This window comes from Arthrobacter sp. DNA4 (genome assembly GCF_024362385.1).
Classification (GTDB): domain Bacteria; phylum Actinomycetota; class Actinomycetes; order Actinomycetales; family Micrococcaceae; genus Arthrobacter.
Genome location: NZ_CP101466.1, coordinates 3,618,880 through 3,643,648, shown reverse-complemented (window position 1 = coordinate 3,643,648; position 24,769 = coordinate 3,618,880). Strand labels below are relative to the sequence as shown.

Below are 24,769 nucleotides of genomic sequence, written 5' to 3'. Positions count from 1 at the left end.
CCCTTTAGGCTGTGGCGGAGATGATGAGGGGCTTGACGATGTTGTCCAGCTTGGCCGAGAAGAGGTGGTACCCCTCGGCTATGTGCTCCAGCGGGATCCGGTGCGTCACCAGGTCGCTGGGCTTCAGGTATCCGTTCCGGATGTGCTCGAACAGTCGCGGCCACTGCCGTTTCACCGGGCACTGGTTCATCCGCAGCGTCAGCCCCTTGTTCACGGCGTCCCCGAATTTCACTGCGCTGAACATGGGTCCGTAGGCGCCCACCACAGAGACTGTTCCGCCTTTCCGGACCGAGTCGATGGCCCAGTTCAACGCCACCGGCGAGCCGCCCTGCAGCTTCAGCTTTGATGCCGTGACGTGCTGCAGGAAGTTTCCGTCCGCCTCGGCCCCCACGGCATCAATCACGACGTCGGCGCCCAGGAAGTCGGTTTCCTTCTTCAGGTGCACCACGATGTCGTCGTACTCTGCAAAGTTGAACGTCTCGGCGTGGGCGAAGTCCCGGGCCTTCTCCAGGCGGTAGTCCAGGTGGTCGATGACGATGACGCGACCGGCGCCCATCAGCCAGGCGGACTTGGCCGCGAACAGCCCCACGGGTCCCGCGCCAAACACCACCACGGTGTCGCCTTCCACGATGTCGCCCAGCTGCGCCCCGAAGTAGCCGGTGGGAAGGGCGTCGGTGAGCAGCACGGCGTCCTCCTCATCCATCCAGTCCGGGATCCTGCCGGGCCCCACGTCTGCGAACGGTACCCGCACGAACTCTGCCTGGCCGCCGTCGTACCCTCCACAGGTGTGGGAGTAGCCGTAGATGCCGCCCACGGCCGTCGCATTGGGGTTGACGTTGTGGCAGTTCGAGTAGAGGCCGCGGGAACAGAACCAGCAGGAGCCGCAGTAGACGTTGAACGGCACCATGACGCGGTCACCGGGGATCAGGTTCTGCACCGAGGAGCCCACCTGGTGCACCACCCCCACGAATTCATGGCCGAACGTGCTGCCCACCCGCGTGTCCGGCATCATGCCGTGGTAGAGGTGAAGGTCGGAGCCGCAGATGGCTCCGGTGGTCACCCGGATGATCGCGTCATTGGGGTGCTCGATCTTGGGAATGTCTTTTTCTTCGACCCGGATCTTGTAAGGGCCGCGGTACACCATTGCGCGCATTCGTGCCGCCTTTGTGCTTGGCCGGCAGTGGGAATGCCCCTGGGAGGAACAAACCCCGTTGCTTGAGGCCCACCGCGATCTTCACAGGCTTCCATCCGCGGGGAACGAGGTCAAGGGTACGTGGGCGGCTTGGGATGCGCGACGCCGGATAGGGGGACTGGCCGCGAAGGGGGGGTGCCCCGACAGCCAGGCCCGCTACTTGTTCGGGTTGGGGTCGTGGACGTCGCGTTCCCCGATGTCCGCCGCCCCCAGGATGCTTTCCCCTGGTGCGTCCTCGGAGGGATGGAGCCGGATGCTCAGCTCGGGATGGTGCAGATCCAGGGCGGGGCGCTCGGACCGGATGCGGGGCAGGGAGGTGAAGTTGTGCCGTGGCGGCGGGCAGGATGTGGCCCACTCAAGGGATGCGCCAAAGCCCCAGGGATCGTCCACAGTGACCTTCTTCCCGGCCCGCCAGGTGATGAAGACGTTCCAGAAGAACGGGATCAGGGACGCGCCCAGCAGGTAGGAGCCAATGGTGGAGAACTGGTTCATGAAGGTGAAGTTGTCCTCCGGCATGTAGTCCGCGTACCGCCGCGGCATGCCCAGGACGCCCAGCCAGTGCTGGATCAGGAATGTGGCGTGGAAGCCCAGGAACAGCATCCAGAAGTGGATCTTGCCCAGGCGCTCGTTGAGCATGGTGCCGGTGAACTTGGGCCACCAGAAATAGAACCCGGCGAACATGGCGAACACCACGGTGCCGAACACCACGTAGTGGAAGTGTGCCACCACGAAGTAAGTATCCGAGACGTGGAAGTCCATGGGCGGCGAGGCCAGGATGATGCCCGTGAGGCCGCCGAAGAGGAACGTGGCCAGGAACCCCATGCTCCACAGCATGGGCGTCTCGAAGGTCAGGGAGCCGCCCCACATGGTGCCGATCCAGTTGAAGAACTTCACGCCGGTGGGCACCGCGATGAGCATGGTCATGAACGCGAAGAACGGCAGGAACACCGCGCCCGTTACATACATGTGGTGGGCCCACACCGTCACCGAGAGGGCCGCGATGGCGATGGTGGCGTACACGATGCCCTTGTAGCCGAACAGGGGCTTGCGGCTGAACACCGGGAAGATCTCGGAGACGATGCCGAAGAACGGCAGCGCGATGATGTACACCTCCGGATGGCCGAAGAACCAGAACAGGTGCTGCCAAAGGATCGCGCCGCCGTTGGAGGGATCGAAGATGTGCGCACCGAACTTGCGGTCCGCGCCGAGGGCGAACAGGGCGGCGGCCAGCGGCGGGAACGCCATCAGCACCAGGATGGCCGTGACCAGCGTGTTCCAGGTGAAGATCGGCATCCGCCACATGGTGAGGCCGGGGGCGCGCATGCAGATGATGGTGGTGATGAAGTTGACCGAGCCCAGGATGGTGCCGAACCCTGACAGCGCCAGGCCGAAGACCCACAGGTCACCGCCGATGCCGGGGGTGAACGTGGTGTTGGACAAGGGTGCGTAGGCGAACCAGCCGAAGGATGCAGCGCCCTGCGGGGTTATGAAGCCGGACACGGCGATGGTGGAGCCGAAGAGGAAGAACCAGAACGCCAGCGCGTTCAGGCGGGGGAACGCGACGTCGGGCGCGCCGATCTGCAGCGGCATGATCACGTTGGCGAAGCCGGCGAACAGCGGGGTGGCGAACATCAGCAGCATGATGGTGCCGTGCATGGTGAACAGTTGGTTGTACTGCTCCTTGGTCTGCAGGATCTGCATTCCGGGCTCGAACAGTTCCGCGCGGATGAGCAGCGCCATGACCCCGCCCGCGCAGAAGAACACGAAGGACGAGATCAGGTACATGTAGCCGATGGTCTTGTGGTCAGTGGAGGTGATCCAGTTGACCACAAGAGCGCCTTTGGGGCGCCGGACCACTGCCGGCGCAGCCGTGGCCGCAGTTCCGCCCATTCTCTGGCCTGTGGTGGTCATTACAGTGCCGTCCTTTACTGTGCTGGTTCCATGGCCTGCGGTGCAGGGGCTGATATCGGCGCCCTGTCGAAGTCTGTGCCCAGGTTGCCGGTGTTTCCCTTCGCCTTCAGGTCGGCGATGTGGCTGTCATAGTCCTGCTGGCTGACCACCCGGACCTTGAAAAGCATCTCGGAGTGGTACTCGCCGCATAGTTCGGCGCACTTGCCCATGTATTCGCCGATGCGGTTGGGCGTAATGCTGATGTACGGGTTGTACTGTTCGTGGCCCGGGTAGAGGTCGCGCTTCTGCAGGAAATCCACCACCCAGAACGAATGCTGCACGTCGCGGGACTGGAGATGCAGCTCCACTTTCTTGCCGACGGGAAGGTAGAGCGTCGGCAGCCGGTCCGGCGCGCCATAGTCACCGGTCAGGTGGGCCTGCTGTCCGGCGTCCTCGTGGACCTGCTCCTTGACGTAGTTGAAATCCCAGGACCACTGTTTGCCGAAGACGTCGATCACCACGTCCGGGTTGGGGTAGCGCTCGTCGATGGCCCGCTGCTCCCGGTCCGTGAAGACGAACAGGACCCCGATGACGATCAGCGGGATGGCCAGGTAGAAGACTTCCAGGGGGAGGTTGTAGCTCAGTTGCGGCGGAAATCCCACGGTGTTCTTCCTGCGCCGGTAAGCCACGATGACCCAGATCATCAGCCCCCAGGTGATGATGCCAACCACCAGTGCAGCAATCCAGGAGTTGACCCACAGGTCCGTGATCAGCTCGGTGTTGTTGGTGGTGTCACGGGCACCGGGAAGGAAGCCACGGGACACCAGGTCGGAGCAGGAGGTCAGCGCGGGCAGGGCCATCAGGCCCGCGGCCAGTGCCGCGAAGCGCCGCACGCGGTTCTTCAATGGTCTCTTACCCACCTGTGGTCCCTCCGGCATGCTCCCGAAGCCCAACTGCATGAGCCCACCGCGGGCCCGGAAGGACCAGCGGCTGTGTGGTTCACCCTACGCGCGGAGGTTGCTGATGTGAAGGGGTTTTGCGGCCGTACGGACTGACAGTGGGACGGGCGGAGTGACGGGCTGCTAGGCGATGCCGGTGGTGCCCAGCAGGCTGCCCACCGCGAAGGTGAACGCCATCGCCAGTGCCCCGCCCACCACCAGCCTGATGGTGGCCTTGCGCTTGGAGCTTCCGCCGATCTTGGCGCTGACGGTCCCGGTGAGGGCCAACGCCAGGATGACTGCAACAAATGTGACGGGGATCCGGGCTTCCTCCGGCGGGAAAATGATGGCCAGCATGGGCAGGATGGCGCCGACCGTGAATGCGATCGCGGAGGCGAAGGCGGCGTGCCAGGGGCTGACCACTTCTTCTTCGTCGATGTTCAGCTCGGCGGACAGGTGCGCCTTCAGTGCGTCCTTTGCCGTCAACTCTTCGGCAACAGTTCGTGCGGTGGCTTCGCTGAGGCCCTTCGCCTGGTAGATGTGGGCAAGTTCGTCCAGTTCGCCTTCCGGATCGTCCCGGAGCTCCTGGCGCTCCTTCTCAATCAGCGCACGCTGGCTGTCACTCTGGCTGCTCACGGAAACGTATTCGCCCAGGGCCATGGACACGGCACCGCCCACTACAGCGGCGGTGCCCGCCACCAGGATGGGCGCCAGGTCGTTGGTCACGCCCGCGACGCCCACCACGGTTGCCGCGACGGAGACGATGCCGTCGTTCGCGCCCAGTACACCGGCCCGCAGCCAGTTCAGGCGTGCAGCCACGCTGCTGTCGTGGGGCTCATTGCGGTTGAGCTTGAGGGTTTCAGACATGCTGGCAGTAAAACACTGCCACGCGCCCTGCGCCACGAAGGTTTGCATCCCCTTACCCGAAAGGCTTGAAGTGGCACGTCGGAGGTGCGTCCCGGGCCCGCCGATGCGCGGGGACCTATGACCCTGACGCTGCAGGGGCGGGCCGCGGAAGATCAACACTGGGAGTGTTGCGACTTCAAGGCCGGAAGGGGCAGGGCCATGATGTATTGGGACGACGACACGGGCCACGGGGAGTTAGACGAGGGCGAATGCAACGCCGGGCCGGCCGTGCTTCGATGCGGCAGCCTGCCATGAACGTCCGTCTCCTCTCGCAGGTGCTGTCCCTTCGGGCGGCATGGCGCCGCAGGGACGGGTGGGATCCAGCCCGGATCGCCGCCCACCAGGAACAGGCGCTGCACCGGCTGCGCGCGGCAACCTATGCCGGCTCGGAGTTCTACCGGCACCGGCACGCCGGTCTGCACGACGCACCGTTGCAGGAATTGCCGTCCGTCACCAAAGCGGACCTTATGGAGCACTTTGATGAAGCGATAACCACGCCGGACCTGAGCCGCGCCGCTCTTGAAGACCACCTGCGTGCCCTCACGGCAATCGGTGGTGATCCCGGCCGGCCGTTCAGGGGGCGATGGTGGGTTGCCGCGACGGCCGGGACCACTGGCGGGCGGGGGATATTTGCCTGGAACCGCTCCGAGTGGGCCTCGGTCCTGGCATCCTACGCCCGGGCCAACGATTGGGCCGGAATCGCACCCAACCCGCGCCGCCCACTGAAGACGGCGCTGTTGAGCTCCCGGGCGCCCAGCCACCAGTCCGCCGTCGTGGGTGCCTCTGTCCGGTCCCGGCTGGTCCCCACGCTCCGCCTGGACGTCACAGCACCCATGGAGGAGACGGTGGCAGCGCTCAACCGGTTCCAGCCCAGGGTGCTGGTGGGATACGCCTCAGCCTTGGGGCCGCTGGCGGCCGAGCAGCGGGAGGGGCGGCTGCATATTGCACCCCAAGGCATCACGTCTGCTTCCGAAGTGCTTACCGCCCAGGCTGCGGCCGAGATGCAGGCGGCCTGGGGAACCACACCGTTCGACGTCTATGCCGCCACTGAAACAGCCGGGATCGCTTCCCCCTGCGCCTACCGGAACCGGCATGTGTACGAGGACCTGGTCATCGTGGAACCGGTGGACCCCGCAGGCAACCTGGTTCCGCCGGGAACCACCGGGGCGAAGCTGCTGGTGACCGTGCTGTTCTCCCGCACGTTGCCGCTGATCCGCTACGAAATGTCGGACACCATCAGGCTGGACGGGCGCGGCTGCCCCTGCGGCCGGTCCTTCCAGCTGCTCGAGGACGTTGAAGGACGCCTCGAGGACGTCCTCCAGCTCGCGGGCAGGAAAGGCATCGTCAGTATCCACCCCAACGTCTTCCACCTGGTGCTCGACGACGTGGCAGCCTCTGGATGGCAGGTGCTCCAGGAAGCCTACGGACTGCGCGTCCTGGTCACAGGCCTGGTCCCCGGTGCCTCCCTTGAGGGAGTGCGCACGGACGTGGCGGCAGCACTGGAGGCAGCAGGCGTGGCCGGCCTTTCCGTGGACGTGCAGGCGGTGGACCAGCTCGAACGCACACCCCTGGGCAAAGCGCCCTTTGTCCGGGCACTGCGGAGATCACCCTGACCCGGCCAAGGCCGGCCAGTCGGGGAGGCCATCAGTCCGGGACGGGGCTTTCCTGGTCCGGGATCTCGATCTGGAAGCCGCAGGCGCAGCGCAGCACCCTGGTGGCCAGGTAGACCCCCAGGACTCCCGGGACCTGTCCGTAGGTGCCGTGGATGCTGCGCATTTCGGCTCCGCTGGCCGTCATCACCTGCCCACAGTGGACGTAGTGACCGTCGTGGACCAGCACGTCACACACGTCCTTGCGCCGGATTCCGGAGTACCCGCCCATCACGCGACGGCCGGGTAGCTGCTGAGGATGTAGTCGGCCGCCGCAGGGCCGGTCATCCTGAGCCGGGAGTTCCGGACGTCCACGCCGCAGCGCAGCATCCCGGCGCGGAAGGCCTGGTCCGGCTTGGGGCTCAGGCCGTGCAGCGCCGCCCAGCTGACATAAAGGCCGTAAAGGCAATCGGGGCCAAGGGGGGAATCACCGGAGGGATCGGGCGTGGTTGCTTCATCAAGGAATTGCTGGAAATGCGAGGCCGACATGCTTGGCTCTTTCGCTCTTGCATAAGGCGCTGCCGTTGGGCTACAGCAGCTGCTCCCGCTGGGCCTTTGCAGAAGGGCCCGGGAGGACGGGTATGGCGCCCGTCACAGTCCAAATTTACCTGCGGGTAGGACTGAAGTACAGCGGAGGCGCCGGGCGGCACCCCTTCCCACCCATTGATAAGGGTGCTTATTATTATCTTCTTCCGACGGCGTGTGAAGGGCATGGACGTCCAGGTGGACCGTGCGGTCACGCTGGGGTGCTTCTGGAAGGAACTTGCAACGGTGCAGGGGATAGGGGACGACGACGATGGACACCTACGGCAATGACGGCACCGGCGGCGCGGGCGCAGGCAGGCGGACGTTCGGCATCGAAGAGGAGTTGCTCCTGGTGGACCCCGGAACCGGGGAAGCAGTCCCGATGGCAGGCGCCCTCCTTGACCTTTACGTCCGTCCGCTGGAGGCCGCGTCCGGGCCCAGTCCTGACGGCCGAGTTCCAGCAGGAAATGATCGAGGTGGTCAGCCCGCCGCACGCCACCTTGGCAAAACTCGAGCAGGACATCGTGGCCGGTCGCGCCATTGCCCACCAGGCGGCCGAGGACGTGGGCGTCAGGGTGGCCGCGCTGGGAACCTCCCCGCTTCCTGCCGATCCCCATCCGGTGCAGCTGCGCAGGTTCCGGGCCATGATGGAGGAGTACGGGCTGACCGCCAGGGAACAGCTCACCTGCGGCTGCCACATCCACGTCTCGGTGGAGTCGCCGGAGGAGGCCGTGGCCGTGCTGGACCGGATGCGGAACTGGCTGCCGGTGCTCGTTGCGCTGAGCGCCAATTCCCCGTTCTGGCACGGCCAGGACAGCGGCTACGCCAGCTACCGCTCCCAGGTCTGGAACCGCTGGCCGTCCGCCGGGCCGCTGGAAATCCTTGGCACCCCGGACTCCTACCACCAACTGGTGCATGACATGGTGAGCACCGGCGTGGCCATGGACGAGGGCATGGTCTACTTCGATGCCCGGCTCTCCCGGCACTATCCCACGGTGGAGATCCGTGTGGCAGACGTATGCCTGCGGCCGGAAAACACGGTGCTGCTGGCGGGAATCGCCCGGGGACTGGTGGAAACCGCTGCCAGGGAATGGCGGGAGGGGATCGACCCCGTCTCCGTCCCGTCGGCGCTGCTCAGGCTGGCGGGCTGGAAGGCAAGCCGGTGGGGCCTGCGGGGTGAGCTGCTGGATCCCCAAACGCACCGCCCCGCGCCCGCGCTCGCCGTCGTGAATTCACTGCTGCACCACGTCCGGGGCGCGCTGGAGGACATGGGTGACCTGAAGCGGGTGGAGGAGCTGGTGGACAGGCTGCTGGCCGACGGCACCGGCGCCGTGCGGCAGATGGAGGTGCTGCACCGCACCGGGGACCTGGAGCGGGTGGTGGAGGACGCGGCGGACTGCACGCTCGCCACCCCATAGCGCCCCGGCCGTCTCCGCAGCCGGGTGAGCCGGAGCGCTCTTGACCCTCTTCAGGCCCGGGCGTATACCGAAAGAATCATCATGCCGGCGCCCGCTGGGCCTCGGATGGAACCGGCTGCCCTTGGTCTCCGACGCAAAAAATGGAGTTGTGATGGGTAGCGATCGTTTCGACGTGCTCCGCGAACAGGTCCGCGGGCAGGTTATCGAAGAAGGCGACGCCGAGTACGAGGCCGCGCGCCTTGTGTACAACGGGATGATCGACCGTCGTCCCGCAGCGGTCCTCCGGGTGTCGCAGGTCGCGGACGTCCTGGCGGCCGTACGCTTCGCCCGGGGCCTGGGGATTGAAGTTGCCGTGCGCGGCGGCGGGCACAGCGCGCCAGGATTTGGAACGGTCGACGGCGGCCTGGTCCTTGACTTCTCGGCCCGCCGGGGAGTGCGCGTGGACCCTGCGGCAAGGCTGGCCCGGGTGGAGCCCGGCGCAACATGGGCAGACTACAACCACGCCACGCATGCATTCGGGCTGGCAAGCACAGGGGGCATCATCGGCTCAACCGGCGTCGCCGGCCTGACCCTCGGCGGCGGTATCGGGTACCTGTCCCGCAAGTACGGGTTGTCCTGCGACAACCTCGTTGCTGCCGATGTCGTCCTCGCTGACGGGACCTTTGTCACTGCCAGCGAAGCCGAAAACGTCGACCTGTTCTGGGCGCTCCGCGGGGGCAGCGGCAACTTCGGAGTGGTCACGTCGATGGAATTCCGCGTGCACCCCGTGGACATGGTCCATGTGGGGATCATGTTCTTCGATGCCGCGACCGGAGCCGAAGTTGGTGCGGCCTACCGCGAGTGGATTGCTGCCGAACCCGAAGAAATGGGGGCTTTCCTGGGATTCCACCAAGGTCCTCCGGTTCCGTTCCTTCCCGAGGAATGGCATGGGAAGCCCGTGGCCGTGATCGCGGGAATGTGGACCGGTGACCTTGACGCCGGCCCCGCGCACTGGCAGGCAATGCTTGACGCCGGGCAGGTGCTGGGCAGCTTCTTTGCCCCGATGCCGTACCCGGCACTGAACATCATGTTCGACGGCCTGAGCGGCATCCCCGGGCTGCAGGGCTACTGGAAGGCCGATTTCCTCCGCACCCTCAGCGATGATGCGCTCCGCACCGCCGTCGCATACGCTCCGGGCATTCCCAGCGTCCACTCCGCCAACCACTTCTATCCGATCGACGGCGCCGTGGGGCGCGTAGCTCCCGAGGCCACCGCCTTCGCTTACCGTAACGTGGACTTTGCGCCTGTTATCGCGGCGCAGTGGCCCGATCCGTCCGAGAACGACAGGAACATCGCGTGGGTCCGGGAGTACTGGACCGCGCTCCACGAATTCTCGGAGCCCGGTGGCTACCTTAACTTCCAGGACGCAGATGACCAGGCCAGGATCGAGGACACCCTCGGGTCGAACTACGCGCGGCTTGCAGACCTCAAGGCAAAGTACGACCCCGACAACTTCTTCCATGTCAACCAGAACATCAAGCCCGCCCCCGCCGGCACAGCGGCCGCTGCCGTTCCGGCAGAGCCTCCGGCCGTGCTCCTGGCTGAAGCAGTGCCGGACGAAACGAGGCAACCTGACGTGGCGCCGCAATCCGACACTGCGCCGCGCACGGCAAATCCTGCAGAGGGGGCTGCTACCTGACCGGACGCGTCCGGGCGGCGGGCCCGGCGGTCAGTAGGTGGTGGCGTTGGGCAGGATGAGCGGCGGCAGCGGTGCCTGGGTGAAGTCGAAGGACTGTGCCAGGTCGCCCAGCTGCGGGTTGTTCTCGCGGACATCAGGGCGGGCGTCCGGCCTGCCGTCAGTGGCGGGGTCGATGCGCTCGCCGCCCAGGAAATCGTCCTCGATGAACTTGAAGTAGGCGTCGTGGCTGAGGACCTGGTGGTCGATGAACCCCTTCTTCGCGTAGGGGCTGATCACCAGGCCCGGGACGCGCAGCCCGTAGCCGTTGTTGTCCACCACCGGCGGGTTTTCGTGGTCATAGAATCCGCCCCAGTCGTCCCAGCTGAGGAAAATGGCGGTGCTGTCCCAGTCCGGCCCGCTCATCACGGCGTTGATGAGCCCGGCCACGTAGGCCTGCCCGGTGCTGATCTTCGCGGGCGCGTGTTCGCTGACTTTGTCCGTCGGCGCCACCCAGGTGACCGCCGGCAGGGTCCCGTTTTTGGCGGCGTCATAGAAACCGCTCAGCGGCTTGATGTTGCCCTGCTCGCCGTCCTCCTTGACCGTGTCGAAGTACAGCAGCGGATTCCACAGTCCGGGGGTCTTGGCGTCCTGCTTCACCGGATCGCAGGTGGCGGCGTCATTGCGGCAGTCCGGTTCGGTGCCGTTGAACACGTAGTAGGCCCACGGGATTTTGTGCTTGTGCAGCAGGAACGTCAGGTCGGTCCAGGCGTAGTCCGGCAGTTCCAGTTTCTTGGCGGCCTCGGTGAGCTTCTTCTTCAGGTCGTCGGACACGGAGGCGGCATCCACCGCCGCCTGGCAGATGGCGTACGAATCGGTGGGCTTGCAGCTGGTGCCGATGAGCTGGTCAATCTGGGCGGCGAGGCCCGGGTCGATGCCCGCAGCTTCCAGCGCCTCCCGGCAGGGGTCCAGGTCCATCCCGGCCTGGCACTTGCCGATCAGCGTGTCCTTGATGATCTGCGGCTCCGGTTCGGGGTCCGGGTCCTGCAGGGCGTTCACGCACGACGACGGGTCCCCGGCCTTGGTGCATTTGGCCGACCATTCCGAGACCAGGTACAGGTGCGCCGGCAGGCTCCAAGAGGCGGCGGAGGCGAACAGATGGTCCTGGAGGGTGAAGTTCTGCGCATAGGCCCAGTAGTTGGGCAGGTCCCGCCCGTCGTGGTAGCCCATTACATCGGTGGGCATGGTGGTGCTGTACTGGCATTTGGTGCTAGTGGCGCCGCAGCCTGACAGCCCTTTCTCCGCCTGCGCCACAAACCCGTCCATGGCCCCGCCGTTGATGTCAGCGGTGGCGTCGGCATGGCTGTGCGGGCCGCCGGCGTTGCTGTCCGCCGAGTTGTAGAAGGGCCTGACGCAGCCACCCTCGGCAGGGTCCGGAACGCACACCGTGGGCTTGCCGTCCTTCATGGGAATCCCGTCGGCCCCGGGGTACGTCCCGAAGTAGCTGTCGAAGGATCTGTTTTCCTGGGTGATGATCACCACGTGCTTGATCTTGCCGATCCCGTTGGGGTTGGCGGCAGCTGCTGCGGGGCCGGCGGCGGCCGCCGTGGCAGGGTCGGCGGCAGCGGGCGCGGCTGTTGCGGGCGCGTTCGACGCCGGCGGGTCTGCGGCAGGTGGGCCGCCGCGTAACGCCAGGGAAAGGACGACGGCGAGGATCACCAAAGCCGCCGCCGCGGCACCTGCCAGCACGGCCCGGCGTCGTCCCCTTCCTGAAAGCGCCACCTTAGGATTCCTTCCGGTAGACGTCGTCCCCGAACGTCCTAACGCCGGGATCACCGGCCAGCCCCAGGCGCGGGAGGTGGAAGAGGTCCTCGATGGTGGCCAGCAGGCTGTAGTGGTTGTAGGGCCGGTCCGAGGAAGTGCCGGCAACCGCGAACGGGGAAAGAACCAGGGCACCCACCCTTCCTCCGGCCGTCCCCCCGGCCGGGACTCCAGGGTCGCCCTCGGAGGGGCCGGTTGTGTCGCCCTCGGCCTCGTCGAAGGTGATCACCAGCATGCCGTCCTGCTTGTACGCCGGTGACGACAGGATGGCCGGCACCTGCTTCTTGAGCCAGTCGTCCGCTGTCCCCAGGCCGCCGTCAGAGCCGTCGGCGCACGTGCCGTCATGCCCGTCGTGGCACAGGTTGGGCGTGATGTAGGCCAGGTTGGGGGTGGTGTCCACGGATTTCAGGTCGTTCTTGAGCACGGAGAAGTTGACCACGTTACGGGCGCAGTCCGGGGACGACGTGATGGAGCGGAAGTACATGAAGGGGTTGTGGTGCGTGGAGTACTGCTCCTCCGGCGTGGCCCTGATGTGGTTGTCCGCCTCACCCAGGACCGGATGCTCGCACGGCTGCTGCATATCCTCCATGTAGCCCTTCCACGTCTTGCCCTGCGCCGCCAGCTGCCCGGCCACGGTTTGGGTGTCCTCCGGGTAAACGCAGCCATCGCCCTGCAGCGTTCCGTCCGGATCAGTGCCCGTGGCGTTGAACTCGGTGTACGTGTGGCAGTCCAGTTCCGTGCTGTCGTTGGGCCGCTGGCCGGAGACTTGGGCCAGGTAGTTGGGCAGCGAGTTGTGGGCGATCCCGTAGTAGTTCTTCAGCAGCACGCCCTTCTTCCGGAGGGTTCCGGAGAGGTACGGAGCGGGGGAATTGTCACCCCAAACACTGCTGTACCCCTTGTTCTCCAGGTTGATCACGAAGATGTGCTGCGGTGTTCCGGCCGGTTTTCCCGCGTCCCCCGGCTTCGCCGTGGAGCTTGTGCCTGCCGTGGGTTTTGCGCCTGCCGTGGGTGTTGCCGGCGCGCTGGATGACGGGGTGGCATCGCCGGACGGTGTGGCAGTCTGCGGCGCCGGTGCGGGCGTCGGCGCCTGGCACGCCACCAGCGCGGTCAGGAGCAGCGCCAGCACGGGCGCCAGCGCGGGGGAAGGAAGCCGCATGGCAGCGGAGGGACGGACTGATCTTCGGTTCACGGGCGGCCTCCGCGGTCTGTTCTTCACCTGCGCCCCAGCGCTGCCGCCACTCTTGCACACCGTAACCGCGTTTTGCAGGGGCAATTGCTGTGAGTTGGCAGGGAATCGGGGTGACGGCAGGTGCGGGGCCGCCCTAGGTCTTTCTGCCCTACAAGGGGATGACCGGCAGGCGTTGACTTAAATCGCGGGAAGCTGAGGCCCGCGGGCTGGAAACGCACAACGCGTCCTGCCCACATCAGAAAGGAAAGTTCAGTGAAAAAGTGGTATCGGTGGCAGGACTATGTAGCGGTCGCCGCCGGACTCTTCACCGCGGTGGCGGTCCTGTTCACGCGGCAGCAAAACATGTCCACCACCCTGATGCTCGTCTTCGGCGGGCTCCTGGTGGTCAGCGGCATCATCAACCTGGCCATGCCGGGAACTCCGGCCATGGAATACGTGCAGGCCATCCTCGCCGCAGGACTGGTCCTCTCGCCATGGCTTGGGACATACACGGGCGCAACGGGCGCAGCCTGGACGTCATGGATCGCAGGGGCGGTGGCACTGGTGGTAACAGCAGTGGCCATTAAGCCCAGCACCGACCTCCGCCACACCTACCGCGTCTCGCATTAGCAGGAGGAATCCGCCATGACCGAAGTGCTGCGCTACGAAGTGGGATCCGGAACCGTGCTCGTTGAGGCTGCGGACAACAGCTACGGCGTGGATCATCCCGCGCGCAACGAACAGGGGATCCTGGACACGGGCAGGCGCCTGGAAGATGCACTTGCCAGCGTCCGCCCCGCTGCCCGCGCAGCACTGGAGGCCATGGCGGAACTTACCCCCGAACAGATCCAGATCGAGTTCGGCGTGAAGCTTGCGGGGGACGCAGGGGCGGTGATTGCCAAGAGCAGTTCCGATGCCCACTTCGTCCTCCGGATGACCTGGAACCCCGCGGTGGCAGCGCTGCCCGGGGAAGACATCACACACAACGGGTGACGGCGATGGCTTCGTTTCATGACAGGTCCGACGCCGGGCGGCGGCTGGGCAAGCGGTTGGCCGGCCTGCGCGGCCAGGATGTCGTGGTGCTGGGCCTGCCACGGGGCGGCGTCCCCGTGGCGTTCGAGGTAGCCAAAGCCCTCGAAGCGCCGCTGGACGTGATCGTGGTGCGGAAACTGGGGGTTCCGTTCCAGCCCGAGGTGGCCATGGGGGCGATCGGGGAGGGCAACGTCCGCGTCCTTGACCCGCGCACCATCTCGATGGCCCGGGTCTCCCAGGAAGACCTGCAGCAGGTGGAGCGGCAGGAACGCGCCTTGCTGGAAAGCAGGGTGGCCAGGTTCCGGCAGGGGCGCCGGCGGATCGACCTGACCGGGCGCACGGTGGTCATTGTCGACGACGGCATTGCCACCGGATCCACCGCCCGCGCGGCCTGCCAGGTGGCCCGCCATCTCGGCGCTGCCAGGGTCATCCTTGCCGTTCCCGTTGCCCCCGCCCGCGCCATTGTGGAGCTCAAGGAACCGGACGACGTCGTCTGCCTCCTTTCGCCCCAGGACTTCCAGGCCGTGGGCTACTACTACCGGGACTTCTCACCCACCGAGGACAGCGAGGTGGTGCAGCTGCTGGACGCCGCTGCCGCCCCGGCGCACCACAACGACGGGTACCGGGGAGACGGCAGCCTGGAGGACGACGTCGAAATTCCCGATGGAAAGGCGGTCCTGCGCGGCAGCCTCTACCTGCCGGCGCGGTGCGACGGCACGGTCCTCTTTGCCCATGGCAGCGGCAGCAGCAGGCACAGCCCCCGCAACCGCTTTGTCGCCTCGGTGCTGCACGGTGCCGGCCTGGGCACGCTGCTCCTTGACCTGCTCACGCCCGAGGAGGAGGTCAACCGGGCCAACGTGTTCGATATCGGCCTGCTGGCCCGCCGCCTTTCCTCCGCCACCCACTGGCTGGAGGCGCGGCACGATGGCTCCGCCGGGCGGATCGGCTACTTCGGGGCCAGCACCGGCGCGGCCGCTGCACTGTGGGCGGCGGCCGAACCCGGCGCCCAGGTTGCCGCCGTCGTCTCCCGCGGCGGCAGGCCGGACCTGGCCGGTCCCCGCCTCGCTGCCGTAAAAGCCCCCACCCTCCTGATTGTTGGTGGTGCCGACACCCAGGTGCTGGCCCTTAACCGGCAGGCCATGGCGCGCATGCAGGCGCCCACCCGGCTGGAGATCGTCCCGGGAGCCACGCACCTCTTCGAGGAACCCGGCACCCTTGCCATGGCGGCCACCCTTGCCGCGGACTGGTTCCGGCACTACCTCCTGCCCTCCCCGGTGGGGCGGCACGCGCCGGAGGCCAGGGAATGAACACTTCGGTAAGCAACACCGGCACCGGCCGCTGGGAGGAACGGGGGGCGGAACGTGCCGCGGAAGCCGCCCAGATCCGCAGCCTGGCCCACCCCCTGGCCACGGCCGACGACCTCGAACCGCTGGTCCGCCTCGCCGCACCGGCCCGCTTCGTGTGCCTGGGCGAGGCATCCCACGGCACCCAGGAGTACTACCATTGGCGGGCGCTGCTCAGCCGCCGCCTGATCGAGGAGTACGGCTTCACCTGGATCGGCGTGGAGGGCGACTGGCCCGACTGCTGGCGCATCAACCGCTGGGTCCGGGGCGAGGCCGGGCAGGACATGGACGCCCGCGGCTGCTGGTAGCTTTGAGCGGTGGCCCACGTGGATGTGGGCCAACCACGAGGTGGCGGAATTCCTCACCTGGCTGCGCGCATGGAACCTGCGCCTTCCGGAGCACCAGCGGACGGGCTTCTACGGCCTGGACGTCTACTCACTGTGGGACTCGCTGCGGGAAATCTTCGCCTGGCTGGAGGCCAACGCCAGTGAGGCCCTCCCGGCGGCACTGCATGCCTGGCACTGCTTTATCCCGTTCCGCGAGGATCCGCAGCGGTATGCGCTGAGCAGCCGCCTGGTCCCGCAGTCCTGCGAAGCGGACGTGGTGGCCTTGCTCGCGGCCGTCCGGCGGCAGGCGCTGGGCCGGATGCAGGACGATCCGGCGGCTTTTGATGCCGTGCAGAACGCCATTGTGGCCACCAACGCCGAACGCTACTACCGGACCATGGTCCGCGGTGACCAGCAGTCCTGGAACATCCGTGATCACCACATGAGCGACACCATCGACCGCATCTCCCGCCACCACGGGCCCGGCTCCAAGGGGCTGGTGTGGGCCCACAACACGCATGTGGGCGATGCCCGTGCCACGGACATGGCCCACGACGGGATGGTCAACATCGGGCAGTTGGTCCGCCAGCGCCATCCCGGCGAAGTGGTGCTGGCTGGGTTCGCGTCCTTCGCCGGGTCCGTCACGGCGGCCGAATCATGGGGCTCCCCGGAATGGGTCATGAAGGTTCCGGCGGCGGTGCACGGCAGCCATGAGGACCTCCTCAACGAGGCGCTGGGGGACCCCTCCGTGCTGGTGTTCGGGGCGGACCGGACGGGCCCGTGGCTCAAGTCCTGGCGCGGACACCGGGCCATCGGGGTGGTGTACAACCCGCCCCGGGAGAGGGGCAACTACGTGCCCACCCGGATGGGGGACCGCTACGACGCCCTGTTCTGGCATCCGCGGACCGAGGCGCTGCGGCCGCTGCACCATGAATACCAGCCCGGCGAACCCGAGTTTGAGACCGAGCCCACGGGGTTCTAGCCCCCAATCAAAGGAACATGATGGACCAGAGGAGCACCATGACCGCCGGAGTTGAGGGTTCCACGCGCTGGCCTGCCATCACCAAGGATGTGGGCGCCTTCCCGGTCCAGCCCAACCTGCTGGATTACGATGCCGCCCGGCGGGACTTCAGCTGGGACCAGGCACGGCAGGCGCTGGCCGGGCTGCCCGGAGGCCGGGGCCTGAACATCGCCTACGAGGCCGTGGACCGGCACGTGGCGGAAGGGCGCGGCGGCAAGGAGGCGCTGAGGTTCGTGATGGCCGACGGCGGCACCCGCTCCCTGACCTACGGCGGCCTTGCGGACGGGTCCGGCAGGTTCGCGGCCGTGCTGCAGAGCCTGGGGGTGGGGCGCGGCGAACGGGTCTTTTCGCTCCTGGGCCGCAGCCCCGCGCTGTACACCGCCGTGCTGGGCACCTTCAAGAACGGCAGCGTCTTCTGCCCGCTCTTCTCCGCCTTCGGCCCCGAGCCGGTGCGGCAGCGGCTGCACCTCGGAACGGGCCGGCTACTGCTGACCACCAGGGCGCTGTACCGCAGGAAGGTGGCGCCGGTCCGGGACGCCCTGCCCGGCCTCCGCCACGTCCTGCTGGTGGACGCCGACGGCAGTCCCGAACCGGAAACCCTGGACCTGGCCGCACTCCTGGCCCAGGCTGATCCCATCGGGGAGATCGCTGACACCCAGCCCGAGGACATGGCCCTGCTGCACTTCACCAGCGGCACCACCGGCACGCCCAAGGGCGCCATCCATGTCCACGACGCCGTCGCCGCGCATTACGCCACCGGCCGCTTCGCGCTGGACCTGCACCCGGACGACATCTACTGGTGCACCGCCGATCCGGGCTGGGTGACCGGCACGTCCTACGGCATCATCGCCCCGCTGGTGCACGGGGTCACCGCCATCGTGGACGAGGAGGAACTGGACGCCGACCGCTGGTACCGGATCCTCGCGGAGCAGCACGTCACCGTCTGGTACACCGCGCCCACGGCGCTGCGGATGCTTATGAAGGCCGGCGCCGGCCGCGCTGCGGGCCATGACCTGTCCGCGCTGCGCTTCATCGCCAGCGTGGGGGAGCCGCTGAACCCGGAGGCCGTGGTGTGGGGCCAGGACGTCCTGGGCCTGCCCGTGCACGACAACTGGTGGCAGACCGAAACCGGGGGGATCATGATCGCCAACTACCCGGCCATGGACATTCGGCCCGGCTCCATGGGCCGGCCGCTGCCCGGCATCGAGGCGGCCCTGGTGGCGCGCGACGCCGACGGCAAACCCATCGTCAAAGACGGCCAGGCAGTCCTGGTCACCGGGCCGGACACCATGGGCGAGCTGGCGCTGCGCCCCGGGTGGCCGTCCATGTTCCGCGGCTACCTCAATGAGGAGGAGCGCTACCGGCGGTGTTTCGCCGGCGGCTGGTACCTCACCGGCGACCTGGCAAAGCGCGACGGCGACGGCTACTTCTGGTTCGTGGGCCGCGGCGACGACGTGATCAAGTCATCCGGCCACCTGATCGGCCCCTTTGAGGTGGAAAGCTGCCTCATGGAGCACCCGGCCGTGGCCGAGGCCGGCGTGATCGGCGTCCCGGACCCCGTGGCCGGTGAGGTGGTCAAGGCCTTCGTGGAACTCAAACCCGGCAACGAGCCCACGGAGGAGCTCCAGCTGGACATCATCGGCTTCGCGCGGAAACGGCTGGGCGCCGCCGTTGCCCCGAGGCTGCTGGACTTCACCACCACCCTGCCCAAGACGCGCAGCGGCAAGATCCTGCGCCGGCTCCTGAAGTCCCGCGAGCTGGGGCTGCCGGAGGGCGATACCTCAACGCTTGAGTCCCCGGCCGGGCCTGCCGTGCCGCTGAAGGACCAGCCATGACCACGCTGAGGAGCCAGGGCATCCCGGACGCGGAGCACGCAGTGCACCTGCTGCGGCAAATGCTGCGGGTGCGCAGGCTCGAGGAGAAATGCATCGAGCTCTACAGTGCCGCCAAGATCCGCGGCTTCCTGCACGTCTACATCGGCGAGGAGGCCGTGGCGGCAGGGGTGATGGAAGCCCTGGAGCCGGAGGACGCCGTGGTGGCCACCTACCGCGAACACGGGCACGCCTTGCTGCGCGGCGTCTCCGCCGGGGCCATCCTCGCCGAAATGTACGGCCACGCGGAGGGCTGCTGCCGGGGTCGGGGCGGCTCCATGCACCTCTTTGACGCCGCCACCCGCTTCTACGGCGGAAACGCCATCGTGGTAAGCGGGCTGCCACTCGCCGTCGGGCTGGCCCTCGCGGACCGGATGGCTGGGCGTCAACGGGTGACCGTCTGCTTCTTCGGCGAAGGCGCTGTGGCCGAAGGCGAGTTCCACGAAAGCATGAACCTGGCCGCGCTGTGGCAGCTGCCGGTGCTGTTCTGCTGCGAAAACAACCTCTACGCCATGGGCACCGCGCTGGGCCGCTCCGAATCCCAGACGGACATCGCGCTCAAGGCGGACGGCTACGAGATCTCGGCGTGGGCGGTGGACGGCATGGACGTGCTCGCCGTTGAGGAGGCCGCCCGGCGCGCCGTGGACGCCGTGCGGTCCGGCGGCGGCCCGCACTTCCTGGAGCTGCGCACGTACCGGTTCCGCGCCCACTCCATGTTCGATCCCGAGCTGTACCGGGAGAAATCCGAGGTGACCCGGTGGATGGAACGGGACCCCATCAGCCTGTTGCGGGCCGCCATGCAGGCGGCGGGCCAGCTGCCCGAGAAGGACTGGGCCGCGCTGCAGGCGGACGTGGACGCTGAGATCAGCACCGCCGTCGGATTTGCCGAAAACGGGACGCCGGAGCCGGTGTCCGAGCTCAGCCGGTTCGTCTACAGCGACCGGCCGGACGACGCCAGCGCAGGCGGCGGGGGTCCGGAGGAACGGGGCACGACAGCAGGGAAAGGCGGGGCTGCAGGATGAAAACCACGTACCGGGAAGCCATGCGCGCGGCCCTCCGCGATGCCATGAAGCGCGACGAGCGGGTGTTCCTCATGGGTGAGGACGTGGGCCGGTACGGCGGCAGCTTCGCCGTGAGCCTGGGCCTGCTGGAGGAATTCGGGCCTGACCGGATCCGCGACACGCCCCTCTCCGAATCCGGGTTCGTGGGCGCGGGGATCGGCGCGGCGCTGGGCGGGATGCGGCCCGTCGTCGAAATCATGACCGTCAACTTCAGCCTGCTGGCGCTGGACCAGATCATCAACAACGCCGCCACGCTCCTGCACATGTCAGGTGGCCAGTTCAACGTGCCCATCGTCATCCGGATGACCACCGGCGCCGGCCGCCAGCTGGGGGCGCAGCACTCACACAGCCTGGAAGGCTGGTACGCGCACATCCCGGGGCTGCGCATCCTGGCCCCGGCCACGCTGGCGGACGCCCGCGGGATGCTGTGGACCGCGCTGCAGGACCCGGACCCGGTGCTGATCTTCGAACACGGCTCGCTGTACAACGTCGCGGGGGAGCTCGACGACGATGCCGGCGCCGTGGACATCGACAAGGCAACGCTCCTGCGCGAAGGGGACGCCATTACGCTCATCACCTACGGCGGCACCCTGCCCCTGGTGCTGGAGGCCGCGGAGCAACTGGACGGGGAGGGCATCGACGCCGACGTCATCGACCTGCGCACCCTGCGGCCGCTGGACGCCCACACCATCATGGACAGCGTGGCCAGGACGCACCGGGCCGTGGTGGTGGACGAGGGCTGGCGCAGCGGCAGCATCTCTGCCGAGATCGCGGCCCGGATCTGTGAACAGGCCTTCTTCGACCTGGACGCCCCCGTGGAGCGGGTGTGCAGCCTGGAGGTCCCCGTCCCCTACGCCAAGCACCTGGAGCAGGCGGCGCTGCCGTCGGTGGAGCGGGTCATGGCCGCCGCACGAAGGGCCGTGGGCGCCGGTGGATGAGTTCCGGATGCCGTCCCTGGGCGCGGACATGGAGCACGGCAAGGTGGTGGAGTGGCTGGTCAAACCCGGGGACTACGTCCACAAGGGCGACCTCGTGGCGGCCGTGGACACCGACAAGACCGTCATGGACATCGAGTCGTTCCAGGAAGGCGTGGTGGCCGAGTTCCTGGTGGACATTGGCGACACCGTGGACGTGGGCACCCCCATCGCCAGGATCACCGCCACCCCGGCCGAAATCCCGCCGCCGGCGAGAATCCCGCCACCGGAACCGGAGCCGGGCACCAAGGCCCCGCCACCGGTGCGGCACCTGGCGCACACCCTGGGGGTCGACGTCGGACGCATCAGCGGGAGCGGTCCCGGCGGCGAAGTGACCCGGGCCGACGTCGAACGCGCCGCCGCTGCGTCCGGCACCTCCGCCAGGGCTGCTCCGGCCGCGGAGAGCGACGTGCCGGTGGAAAGCGCAGCCCACCGGGTGCGGTCCTCGCCGCTGGCCCGCCGGCTGGCCGCGGAGCTGGGCGTCGACCTGCAGGCCATCGCGGGCACCGGTCCCGGTGGTGCCGTGACGGAGGAAGACGTGCTTGCCGCAGTGCCTCCCCGGGAACGGGCGCCCAAGGAAGAAGCGCCCAGCAAGCGGGCACCCAGCGAACGTGCGGCGGAGGAACCGGCGGAAGCACCGCCGTCGGAAGCTCCAGTTGCCGAACCGCCGCACAAAGCCGCGGAGGAAGCGCCACGGCGCGGCAGGAAGGACACCGGCAGCAAGGCGGAAACCCTGCGGCAGGCAATCGGCTCGCTGATGTCCCGGTCCAAGAAGGAGATCCCGCACTACTACCTGTCCACCACCCTGGACCTGGCGGCGGCGATGGCGTGGATGCAGGGCGCCAACCAGCAGCGGCCGGTCTCGTCCCGGCTGGTGCCATCCGCCCTGCTGCTGAAGGCCACCGCGCTCGCGGCCAAGGAGGTACCGGACATGAACGGGTTCTTCACCAAGGGCGCCTTCCAGCCCAGCGCCGCGGTGCATCTGGGCGTGGCGGTGGCATTGCGGCACGGCGGCCTGGTGGCCCCGGCCCTGCACGACGCCGACACCCTGACGCTCGATGAGCTCATGGACCAGCTGCGCGACCTGGTGGGCCGGGCCAGGGCGGGCCGGCTGCAGCGCGCGGAGATGGCCGACCCCACCCTCACCGTGACCAATCTGGGCGATCTCGGCGTTGAAAGCGTGTACGGGGTGATCTACCCGCCACAGGTGGCCATGGTGGGCTTCGGCAAGGTTTTGGAGCAGCCCTGGGCGCACAACGGGATGCTTGGCATCCGGCACGCGGCCATCGCCACGCTGTCCGCGGACCACCGGGTGAGCGACGGGCTGCGCGGCGGGCGTTTCCTGGCCCGCATCGACGAACTGCTGCAAAAGCCCGGCGAACTGTGAAACCCGGGTCCGCAGAAAATACGAGCGAGGAGGAGCCGTGAACGAACAGGACGCGCGCCAGGCAGTGGGGGCAGCGCTGGGCAAAGTAGCGCCCGACGTCGAGCCTGGCGACCTAAACGGCGGCGCCCGCCTGCGCCAGGACCTGGAACTGGACTCGCTGGACTTCCTCCGCCTGGTGGAGGTCATCGCGGAATCCACGGGGGTGGACATCCCTGAGGCGGACTACCCGGCCGTGGCCACCGTGGACGGGCTGGTCACGTACGTGGCCGGGCACGGATGACACCGCGGCGGAAGCGGCGCTGGCTCCGCCGGCTGGGGATCGCGGCGCTGGTTGTCCTGGGGCTGGTCCTGGCCTCGGCGGTGGCCAACGCGGCCCTGGAGGCGCAGGAGAAGGCCACCACCCCGGCTTACGGAGAGCGGGTCGCGGTGACCGGGGGCTCGCTGAACGTGGTCCGGAACGGCAACGCGAACCAGGGTCAGCCGATCATCCTGCTCAGCGGACTGGGAACCGCCGCGCCCGGCCTGGACTTCGCCCCGCTGATCCGCGAACTCACCGACTTCGACGTGATCGTGGTGGAGGGGTTCGGCTATGGCTACAGCGACATGGAGGCCAGCGCCCGCACCAATGAGCACATCAGTAATGAACTCCACGAGGTCCTGTCAAAGCTCCAGGTCCGGCAGCCCTACATCCTGACCGGCCACTCCATCGCCGGGTTCTACCTGCTGGACTACGCCAACCGGTACCGCCCGGAAGTTTCAGCGGTGGTGGGCATCGACGCCACCATTCCCAAACCGGGGGACCACCCGGTGGAGGAACCGCAGGCCGGGATCAACTGGGTCAAGCTGGTGGCCGCCACCGGGCTGATCCGGGACGTGGCCGCAGTGGCCCCGGGCGTCTTCGATCCGGACGGCAACGCCTATTCGGACGAAGAGCTGAAGCGGATGCGCACCATGATGCTCTGGAACGCGGGCAATGCCGCGGTGGCCGATGAAACAGCCCGCATCGCCAACAACGCGGCAGCCCTCCGCGGAGTGGCCTATCCCGCGGACCTGCCCGTCCTGGCGTTCATCGCGGACGAAAAGGACGGCCGGGCAGCCACGAAAGCCGCCGCCGCGGAGGACCTTCTCAAGAACGTCACGAGGCACCGGGTCCTGCCGCTTGAGGGCGGCCACTACCTGCACTGGACGCAGTCCGCACGGATGGCGGCGGAGATCCGGCAGTTCGTGGCCCCGGCCGGCTGACGTGCGTTATCCCGCCGCGTGGTCGTTGCCGCGCATCCGGACCGCTACTACGGCACCGGAAGCCGCGGTGAGGACCGCGACGGCGGCAACGGCGGCGGGGATGCCGTACAGGTCGGCCAGGACACCGGAGAGGAGGGCACCCACGGCGAATCCGCCGTCGCGCCACAACCGGTACACGCCAACGGAGCGTGCCCGCCAGGCCGGGTGAGCGACGTCGCCGATGGCGGCCAGCAGGGTGGGGTAAACCAGGGCGGTGCCGAGGCCCAGCACGACGGCGGCGGCGAGCCAGGGCCCGAAGCTGTGGGCGGTGGCGGTGACGCCCAGCGCCACGGCCTGGACCAGCATGCCGGCCGTGATGAACCATTTGCGGCCCCAGCGGTCGGAGGCGGCACCGGTGACCAGCTGGGCAGCACCCCAGGCCGCGGGGTAGGCGGCGGCCAGGATGCCGATCTGGCCAAGGCTCAGCCCGGCGCCGGCGAACAGGACGGGAAAGAGGCCCCAGGCAAGGCCGTCGTTGAGGTTGTTGACCAGGCCCGCCTGGCTGGCTGCCGAGAGGGAGTGGTCCTTGAAACTGGTGAGGGTGAATACCTGGCCGGTGGTGAGGCCGGCATGTGCACTGCTGGAGGCGGCGGCGTGCTGGGTGGCCTCCGTTTTGGCGTGCTGGTGGGTTTCCCGGACGGCGAGGACCGTCAGTCCCAGGCCGAGGGCGATGTAGGCGGCTCCGAGCAGGAAAGGGGCGGGCCGGAGTCCGAAGGACGTTGCCAGGTAGCCGGTGGCCAGCGCGGTAACGGCCACGCCCAGATAGCCCGCGGCCTCGTTGAAGCCCATGGCCAGCCCCCGCTGCCTGGGGCCCACCAGGTCCATTTTCATGATGACGGCGGTGGACCAGGTGAGGCCCTGGCTGACGCCCAGCAGCACGTTGGCAGCGACGATCCAACCCCAGGACGGGCCGAAGATGAGCATGAGCGGGACCGGAACCGCGGCCAGCCATCCTGCAACGAGGACCGGTTTCCGGCCATACCGGTCTGAGAGTGTGCCGGCGAAGTAATTCATCGCGGCCTTGGACAGGCCAAAGGCCAGGATGTATGTCAGCGCGCCGGTGTACAGGTCCAGGTGGAATTCCCGGGTGGCCAGCAGGGGCAGGACGGTGCGTTCCTGGCCCAGGGTGCCGCCCACGAGTGCATTGACGGCAACCAGCAGCATGAACTGCGCCAGGTTCTGCCGCAGGCCCAGCATGGGACCGGCTGGACCGGCGGCATGGGGAAGCGTTCTGCCCGGCATTGGTGGCTCCGTTCCTGACCGTGGATAGGGGGACATAAAGATGGCCCGGGCGTGTGGGGGCACGCCCGGG

The 24,769-nt window shown here is 67.8% G+C and carries 23 protein-coding genes; 14 read left to right on the top strand and 9 right to left on the bottom strand.

All coding sequences use genetic code 11. From position 1 onward, the window contains the following. Positions 1-4 precede the first annotated feature (4 nt). The 4 genes from NMQ03_RS16860 to NMQ03_RS16845 form a co-directional block, all read right to left on the bottom strand. Entirely contained in the window at positions 5-1,153 is a 1,149-nt protein-coding gene (locus NMQ03_RS16860; RefSeq protein WP_255173136.1) for a zinc-dependent alcohol dehydrogenase, read from the bottom strand. Positions 1,154-1,348: 195 nt separating this feature from the next. Beyond that, positions 1,349-3,082, bottom strand: a complete 1,734-nt coding sequence (gene ctaD, locus NMQ03_RS16855; protein ID WP_255175647.1) for a cytochrome c oxidase subunit I — start codon at positions 3,080-3,082, stop codon at positions 1,349-1,351. A gap of 35 nt (positions 3,083-3,117) precedes the next feature. Next, positions 3,118-3,942: a cytochrome c oxidase subunit II gene (locus NMQ03_RS16850; protein ID WP_255175646.1), complete on the bottom strand. Its 825-nt coding sequence runs from the start codon at positions 3,940-3,942 to the stop codon at positions 3,118-3,120. A gap of 222 nt (positions 3,943-4,164) precedes the next feature. After that, entirely contained in the window at positions 4,165-4,887 is a 723-nt protein-coding gene (locus NMQ03_RS16845; RefSeq protein WP_255173135.1) for a VIT family protein, read from the bottom strand. Between the two features lie 290 nt (positions 4,888-5,177). Between NMQ03_RS16845 and NMQ03_RS16840 the strand changes: the two genes are divergently transcribed. Then, the gene (locus tag NMQ03_RS16840) at positions 5,178-6,539 is read left to right on the top strand and encodes a phenylacetate--CoA ligase family protein (RefSeq protein ID WP_255173134.1); all 1,362 of its coding nucleotides are present in this window, start codon (positions 5,178-5,180) and stop codon (positions 6,537-6,539) included. 31 nt (positions 6,540-6,570) lie between these two features. Here the strand turns inward: NMQ03_RS16840 and NMQ03_RS16835 are convergent, their stop codons facing one another. Further along, positions 6,571-6,765 carry a hypothetical protein gene (locus NMQ03_RS16835; protein ID WP_255173133.1) on the bottom strand — a complete coding sequence of 65 codons (195 nt, stop codon included), beginning with the start codon at positions 6,763-6,765 and terminating at the stop codon, positions 6,571-6,573. A 41-nt stretch (positions 6,766-6,806) separates the two neighbouring features. After that, the gene (locus NMQ03_RS16830; protein WP_224026932.1) at positions 6,807-7,064 is read right to left on the bottom strand and encodes a hypothetical protein; all 258 of its coding nucleotides are present in this window, start codon (positions 7,062-7,064) and stop codon (positions 6,807-6,809) included. A gap of 434 nt (positions 7,065-7,498) precedes the next feature. Here NMQ03_RS16830 and NMQ03_RS16825 point away from each other — a divergent pair, with 434 nt between their 5' ends. Together NMQ03_RS16825 and NMQ03_RS16820 are read left to right on the top strand one after the other, a co-directional pair. Further along, positions 7,499-8,518 (top strand): glutamate--cysteine ligase, encoded by a 1,020-nt coding sequence (locus NMQ03_RS16825; protein WP_255173132.1) that lies wholly within the window; start codon positions 7,499-7,501, stop codon positions 8,516-8,518. A gap of 151 nt (positions 8,519-8,669) precedes the next feature. Further along, positions 8,670-10,196: an FAD-binding oxidoreductase gene (locus NMQ03_RS16820; RefSeq protein ID WP_255173131.1), complete on the top strand. Its 1,527-nt coding sequence runs from the start codon at positions 8,670-8,672 to the stop codon at positions 10,194-10,196. Between the two features lie 30 nt (positions 10,197-10,226). Here NMQ03_RS16820 and NMQ03_RS16815 read toward each other — a convergent pair whose 3' ends face one another. Together NMQ03_RS16815 and NMQ03_RS16810 are read right to left on the bottom strand one after the other, a co-directional pair. Further along, the gene (locus NMQ03_RS16815) at positions 10,227-11,954 is read right to left on the bottom strand and encodes an alkaline phosphatase family protein (protein ID WP_255173130.1); all 1,728 of its coding nucleotides are present in this window, start codon (positions 11,952-11,954) and stop codon (positions 10,227-10,229) included. A 1-nt stretch (position 11,955) separates the two neighbouring features. Further along, positions 11,956-13,182: an alkaline phosphatase family protein gene (locus NMQ03_RS16810; protein ID WP_303693638.1), complete on the bottom strand. Its 1,227-nt coding sequence runs from the start codon at positions 13,180-13,182 to the stop codon at positions 11,956-11,958. A gap of 252 nt (positions 13,183-13,434) precedes the next feature. Between NMQ03_RS16810 and NMQ03_RS16805 the strand changes: the two genes are divergently transcribed. Genes NMQ03_RS16805 through NMQ03_RS16755 form a run of 11 tightly spaced genes read left to right on the top strand, consistent with a single transcriptional unit; the run spans position 13,435 to position 23,418 of the window. Beyond that, positions 13,435-13,791 (top strand): SPW repeat protein, encoded by a 357-nt coding sequence (locus tag NMQ03_RS16805; protein WP_255173129.1) that lies wholly within the window; start codon positions 13,435-13,437, stop codon positions 13,789-13,791. A 15-nt stretch (positions 13,792-13,806) separates the two neighbouring features. After that, positions 13,807-14,154 (top strand): CU044_2847 family protein, encoded by a 348-nt coding sequence (locus tag NMQ03_RS16800; RefSeq protein WP_255173128.1) that lies wholly within the window; start codon positions 13,807-13,809, stop codon positions 14,152-14,154. Positions 14,155-14,159: 5 nt separating this feature from the next. Further along, on the top strand, positions 14,160-15,500 hold the full coding sequence (locus NMQ03_RS16795; protein WP_255173127.1) for a phosphoribosyltransferase family protein: 1,341 nt from the start codon (positions 14,160-14,162) through the stop codon (positions 15,498-15,500). Beyond that, on the top strand, positions 15,497-15,844 hold the full coding sequence (locus NMQ03_RS16790) for an erythromycin esterase family protein (protein ID WP_255173126.1): 348 nt from the start codon (positions 15,497-15,499) through the stop codon (positions 15,842-15,844). Before NMQ03_RS16795 ends, NMQ03_RS16790 begins: the two co-directional genes overlap by 4 nt. Positions 15,845-15,866: 22 nt before the next feature. After that, positions 15,867-16,844, top strand: coding sequence for an erythromycin esterase family protein (locus NMQ03_RS16785; RefSeq protein WP_255173125.1), 978 nt, complete (start codon positions 15,867-15,869; stop codon positions 16,842-16,844). Between the two features lie 38 nt (positions 16,845-16,882). Next, positions 16,883-18,718 carry an acetate--CoA ligase gene (gene acsA / locus NMQ03_RS16780; protein WP_255173124.1) on the top strand — a complete coding sequence of 612 codons (1,836 nt, stop codon included), beginning with the start codon at positions 16,883-16,885 and terminating at the stop codon, positions 18,716-18,718. Then, complete coding sequence (pdhA, locus tag NMQ03_RS16775; protein ID WP_255173123.1) at positions 18,715-19,776, top strand: pyruvate dehydrogenase (acetyl-transferring) E1 component subunit alpha; 1,062 nt, start codon at positions 18,715-18,717, stop codon at positions 19,774-19,776. The genes acsA and pdhA overlap by 4 nt, the downstream gene beginning before the upstream one ends. Continuing rightward, positions 19,773-20,753: an alpha-ketoacid dehydrogenase subunit beta gene (locus NMQ03_RS16770; protein ID WP_255173122.1), complete on the top strand. Its 981-nt coding sequence runs from the start codon at positions 19,773-19,775 to the stop codon at positions 20,751-20,753. Before pdhA ends, NMQ03_RS16770 begins: the two co-directional genes overlap by 4 nt. Next, entirely contained in the window at positions 20,746-22,176 is a 1,431-nt protein-coding gene (locus tag NMQ03_RS16765) for a dihydrolipoamide acetyltransferase family protein (protein ID WP_255173121.1), read from the top strand. The genes NMQ03_RS16770 and NMQ03_RS16765 overlap by 8 nt, the downstream gene beginning before the upstream one ends. Before the next feature lie 37 nt (positions 22,177-22,213). After that, complete coding sequence (locus NMQ03_RS16760) at positions 22,214-22,456, top strand: acyl carrier protein (RefSeq protein WP_255173120.1); 243 nt, start codon at positions 22,214-22,216, stop codon at positions 22,454-22,456. Continuing rightward, positions 22,453-23,418, top strand: coding sequence for an alpha/beta fold hydrolase (locus NMQ03_RS16755; RefSeq protein WP_255173119.1), 966 nt, complete (start codon positions 22,453-22,455; stop codon positions 23,416-23,418). Before NMQ03_RS16760 ends, NMQ03_RS16755 begins: the two co-directional genes overlap by 4 nt. A gap of 6 nt (positions 23,419-23,424) precedes the next feature. Here NMQ03_RS16755 and NMQ03_RS16750 read toward each other — a convergent pair whose 3' ends face one another. Continuing rightward, entirely contained in the window at positions 23,425-24,699 is a 1,275-nt protein-coding gene (locus tag NMQ03_RS16750; RefSeq protein WP_255173118.1) for an MFS transporter, read from the bottom strand. Between the last annotated feature and the right edge of the window lie 70 nt (positions 24,700-24,769).

What these genes read in the sequence shown, in the direction of transcription:
- NMQ03_RS16860 (WP_255173136.1), bottom strand. Translation starts at nt 1,153, where the DNA reads ATGCGCGCAATGGTGTACCGCGGCCCTTACAAGATCCGGGTCGAAGAA.
- ctaD (WP_255175647.1), bottom strand. Translation starts at nt 3,082, where the DNA reads ATGGGCGGAACTGCGGCCACGGCTGCGCCGGCAGTGGTCCGGCGCCCC.
- NMQ03_RS16850 (WP_255175646.1), bottom strand. Translation starts at nt 3,942, where the DNA reads ATGGCCCTGCCCGCGCTGACCTCCTGCTCCGACCTGGTGTCCCGTGGC.
- NMQ03_RS16845 (WP_255173135.1), bottom strand. Translation starts at nt 4,887, where the DNA reads ATGTCTGAAACCCTCAAGCTCAACCGCAATGAGCCCCACGACAGCAGC.
- NMQ03_RS16840 (WP_255173134.1), top strand. Translation starts at nt 5,178, where the DNA reads ATGAACGTCCGTCTCCTCTCGCAGGTGCTGTCCCTTCGGGCGGCATGG.
- NMQ03_RS16830 (WP_224026932.1), bottom strand. Translation starts at nt 7,064, where the DNA reads ATGTCGGCCTCGCATTTCCAGCAATTCCTTGATGAAGCAACCACGCCC.
- NMQ03_RS16820 (WP_255173131.1), top strand. Translation starts at nt 8,670, where the DNA reads ATGGGTAGCGATCGTTTCGACGTGCTCCGCGAACAGGTCCGCGGGCAG.
- NMQ03_RS16800 (WP_255173128.1), top strand. Translation starts at nt 13,807, where the DNA reads ATGACCGAAGTGCTGCGCTACGAAGTGGGATCCGGAACCGTGCTCGTT.
- NMQ03_RS16795 (WP_255173127.1), top strand. Translation starts at nt 14,160, where the DNA reads ATGGCTTCGTTTCATGACAGGTCCGACGCCGGGCGGCGGCTGGGCAAG.
- NMQ03_RS16790 (WP_255173126.1), top strand. Translation starts at nt 15,497, where the DNA reads ATGAACACTTCGGTAAGCAACACCGGCACCGGCCGCTGGGAGGAACGG.
- NMQ03_RS16785 (WP_255173125.1), top strand. Translation starts at nt 15,867, where the DNA reads ATGTGGGCCAACCACGAGGTGGCGGAATTCCTCACCTGGCTGCGCGCA.
- acsA (WP_255173124.1), top strand. Translation starts at nt 16,883, where the DNA reads ATGACCGCCGGAGTTGAGGGTTCCACGCGCTGGCCTGCCATCACCAAG.
- pdhA (WP_255173123.1), top strand. Translation starts at nt 18,715, where the DNA reads ATGACCACGCTGAGGAGCCAGGGCATCCCGGACGCGGAGCACGCAGTG.
- NMQ03_RS16770 (WP_255173122.1), top strand. Translation starts at nt 19,773, where the DNA reads ATGAAAACCACGTACCGGGAAGCCATGCGCGCGGCCCTCCGCGATGCC.
- NMQ03_RS16755 (WP_255173119.1), top strand. Translation starts at nt 22,453, where the DNA reads ATGACACCGCGGCGGAAGCGGCGCTGGCTCCGCCGGCTGGGGATCGCG.
- NMQ03_RS16750 (WP_255173118.1), bottom strand. Translation starts at nt 24,699, where the DNA reads ATGCCGGGCAGAACGCTTCCCCATGCCGCCGGTCCAGCCGGTCCCATG.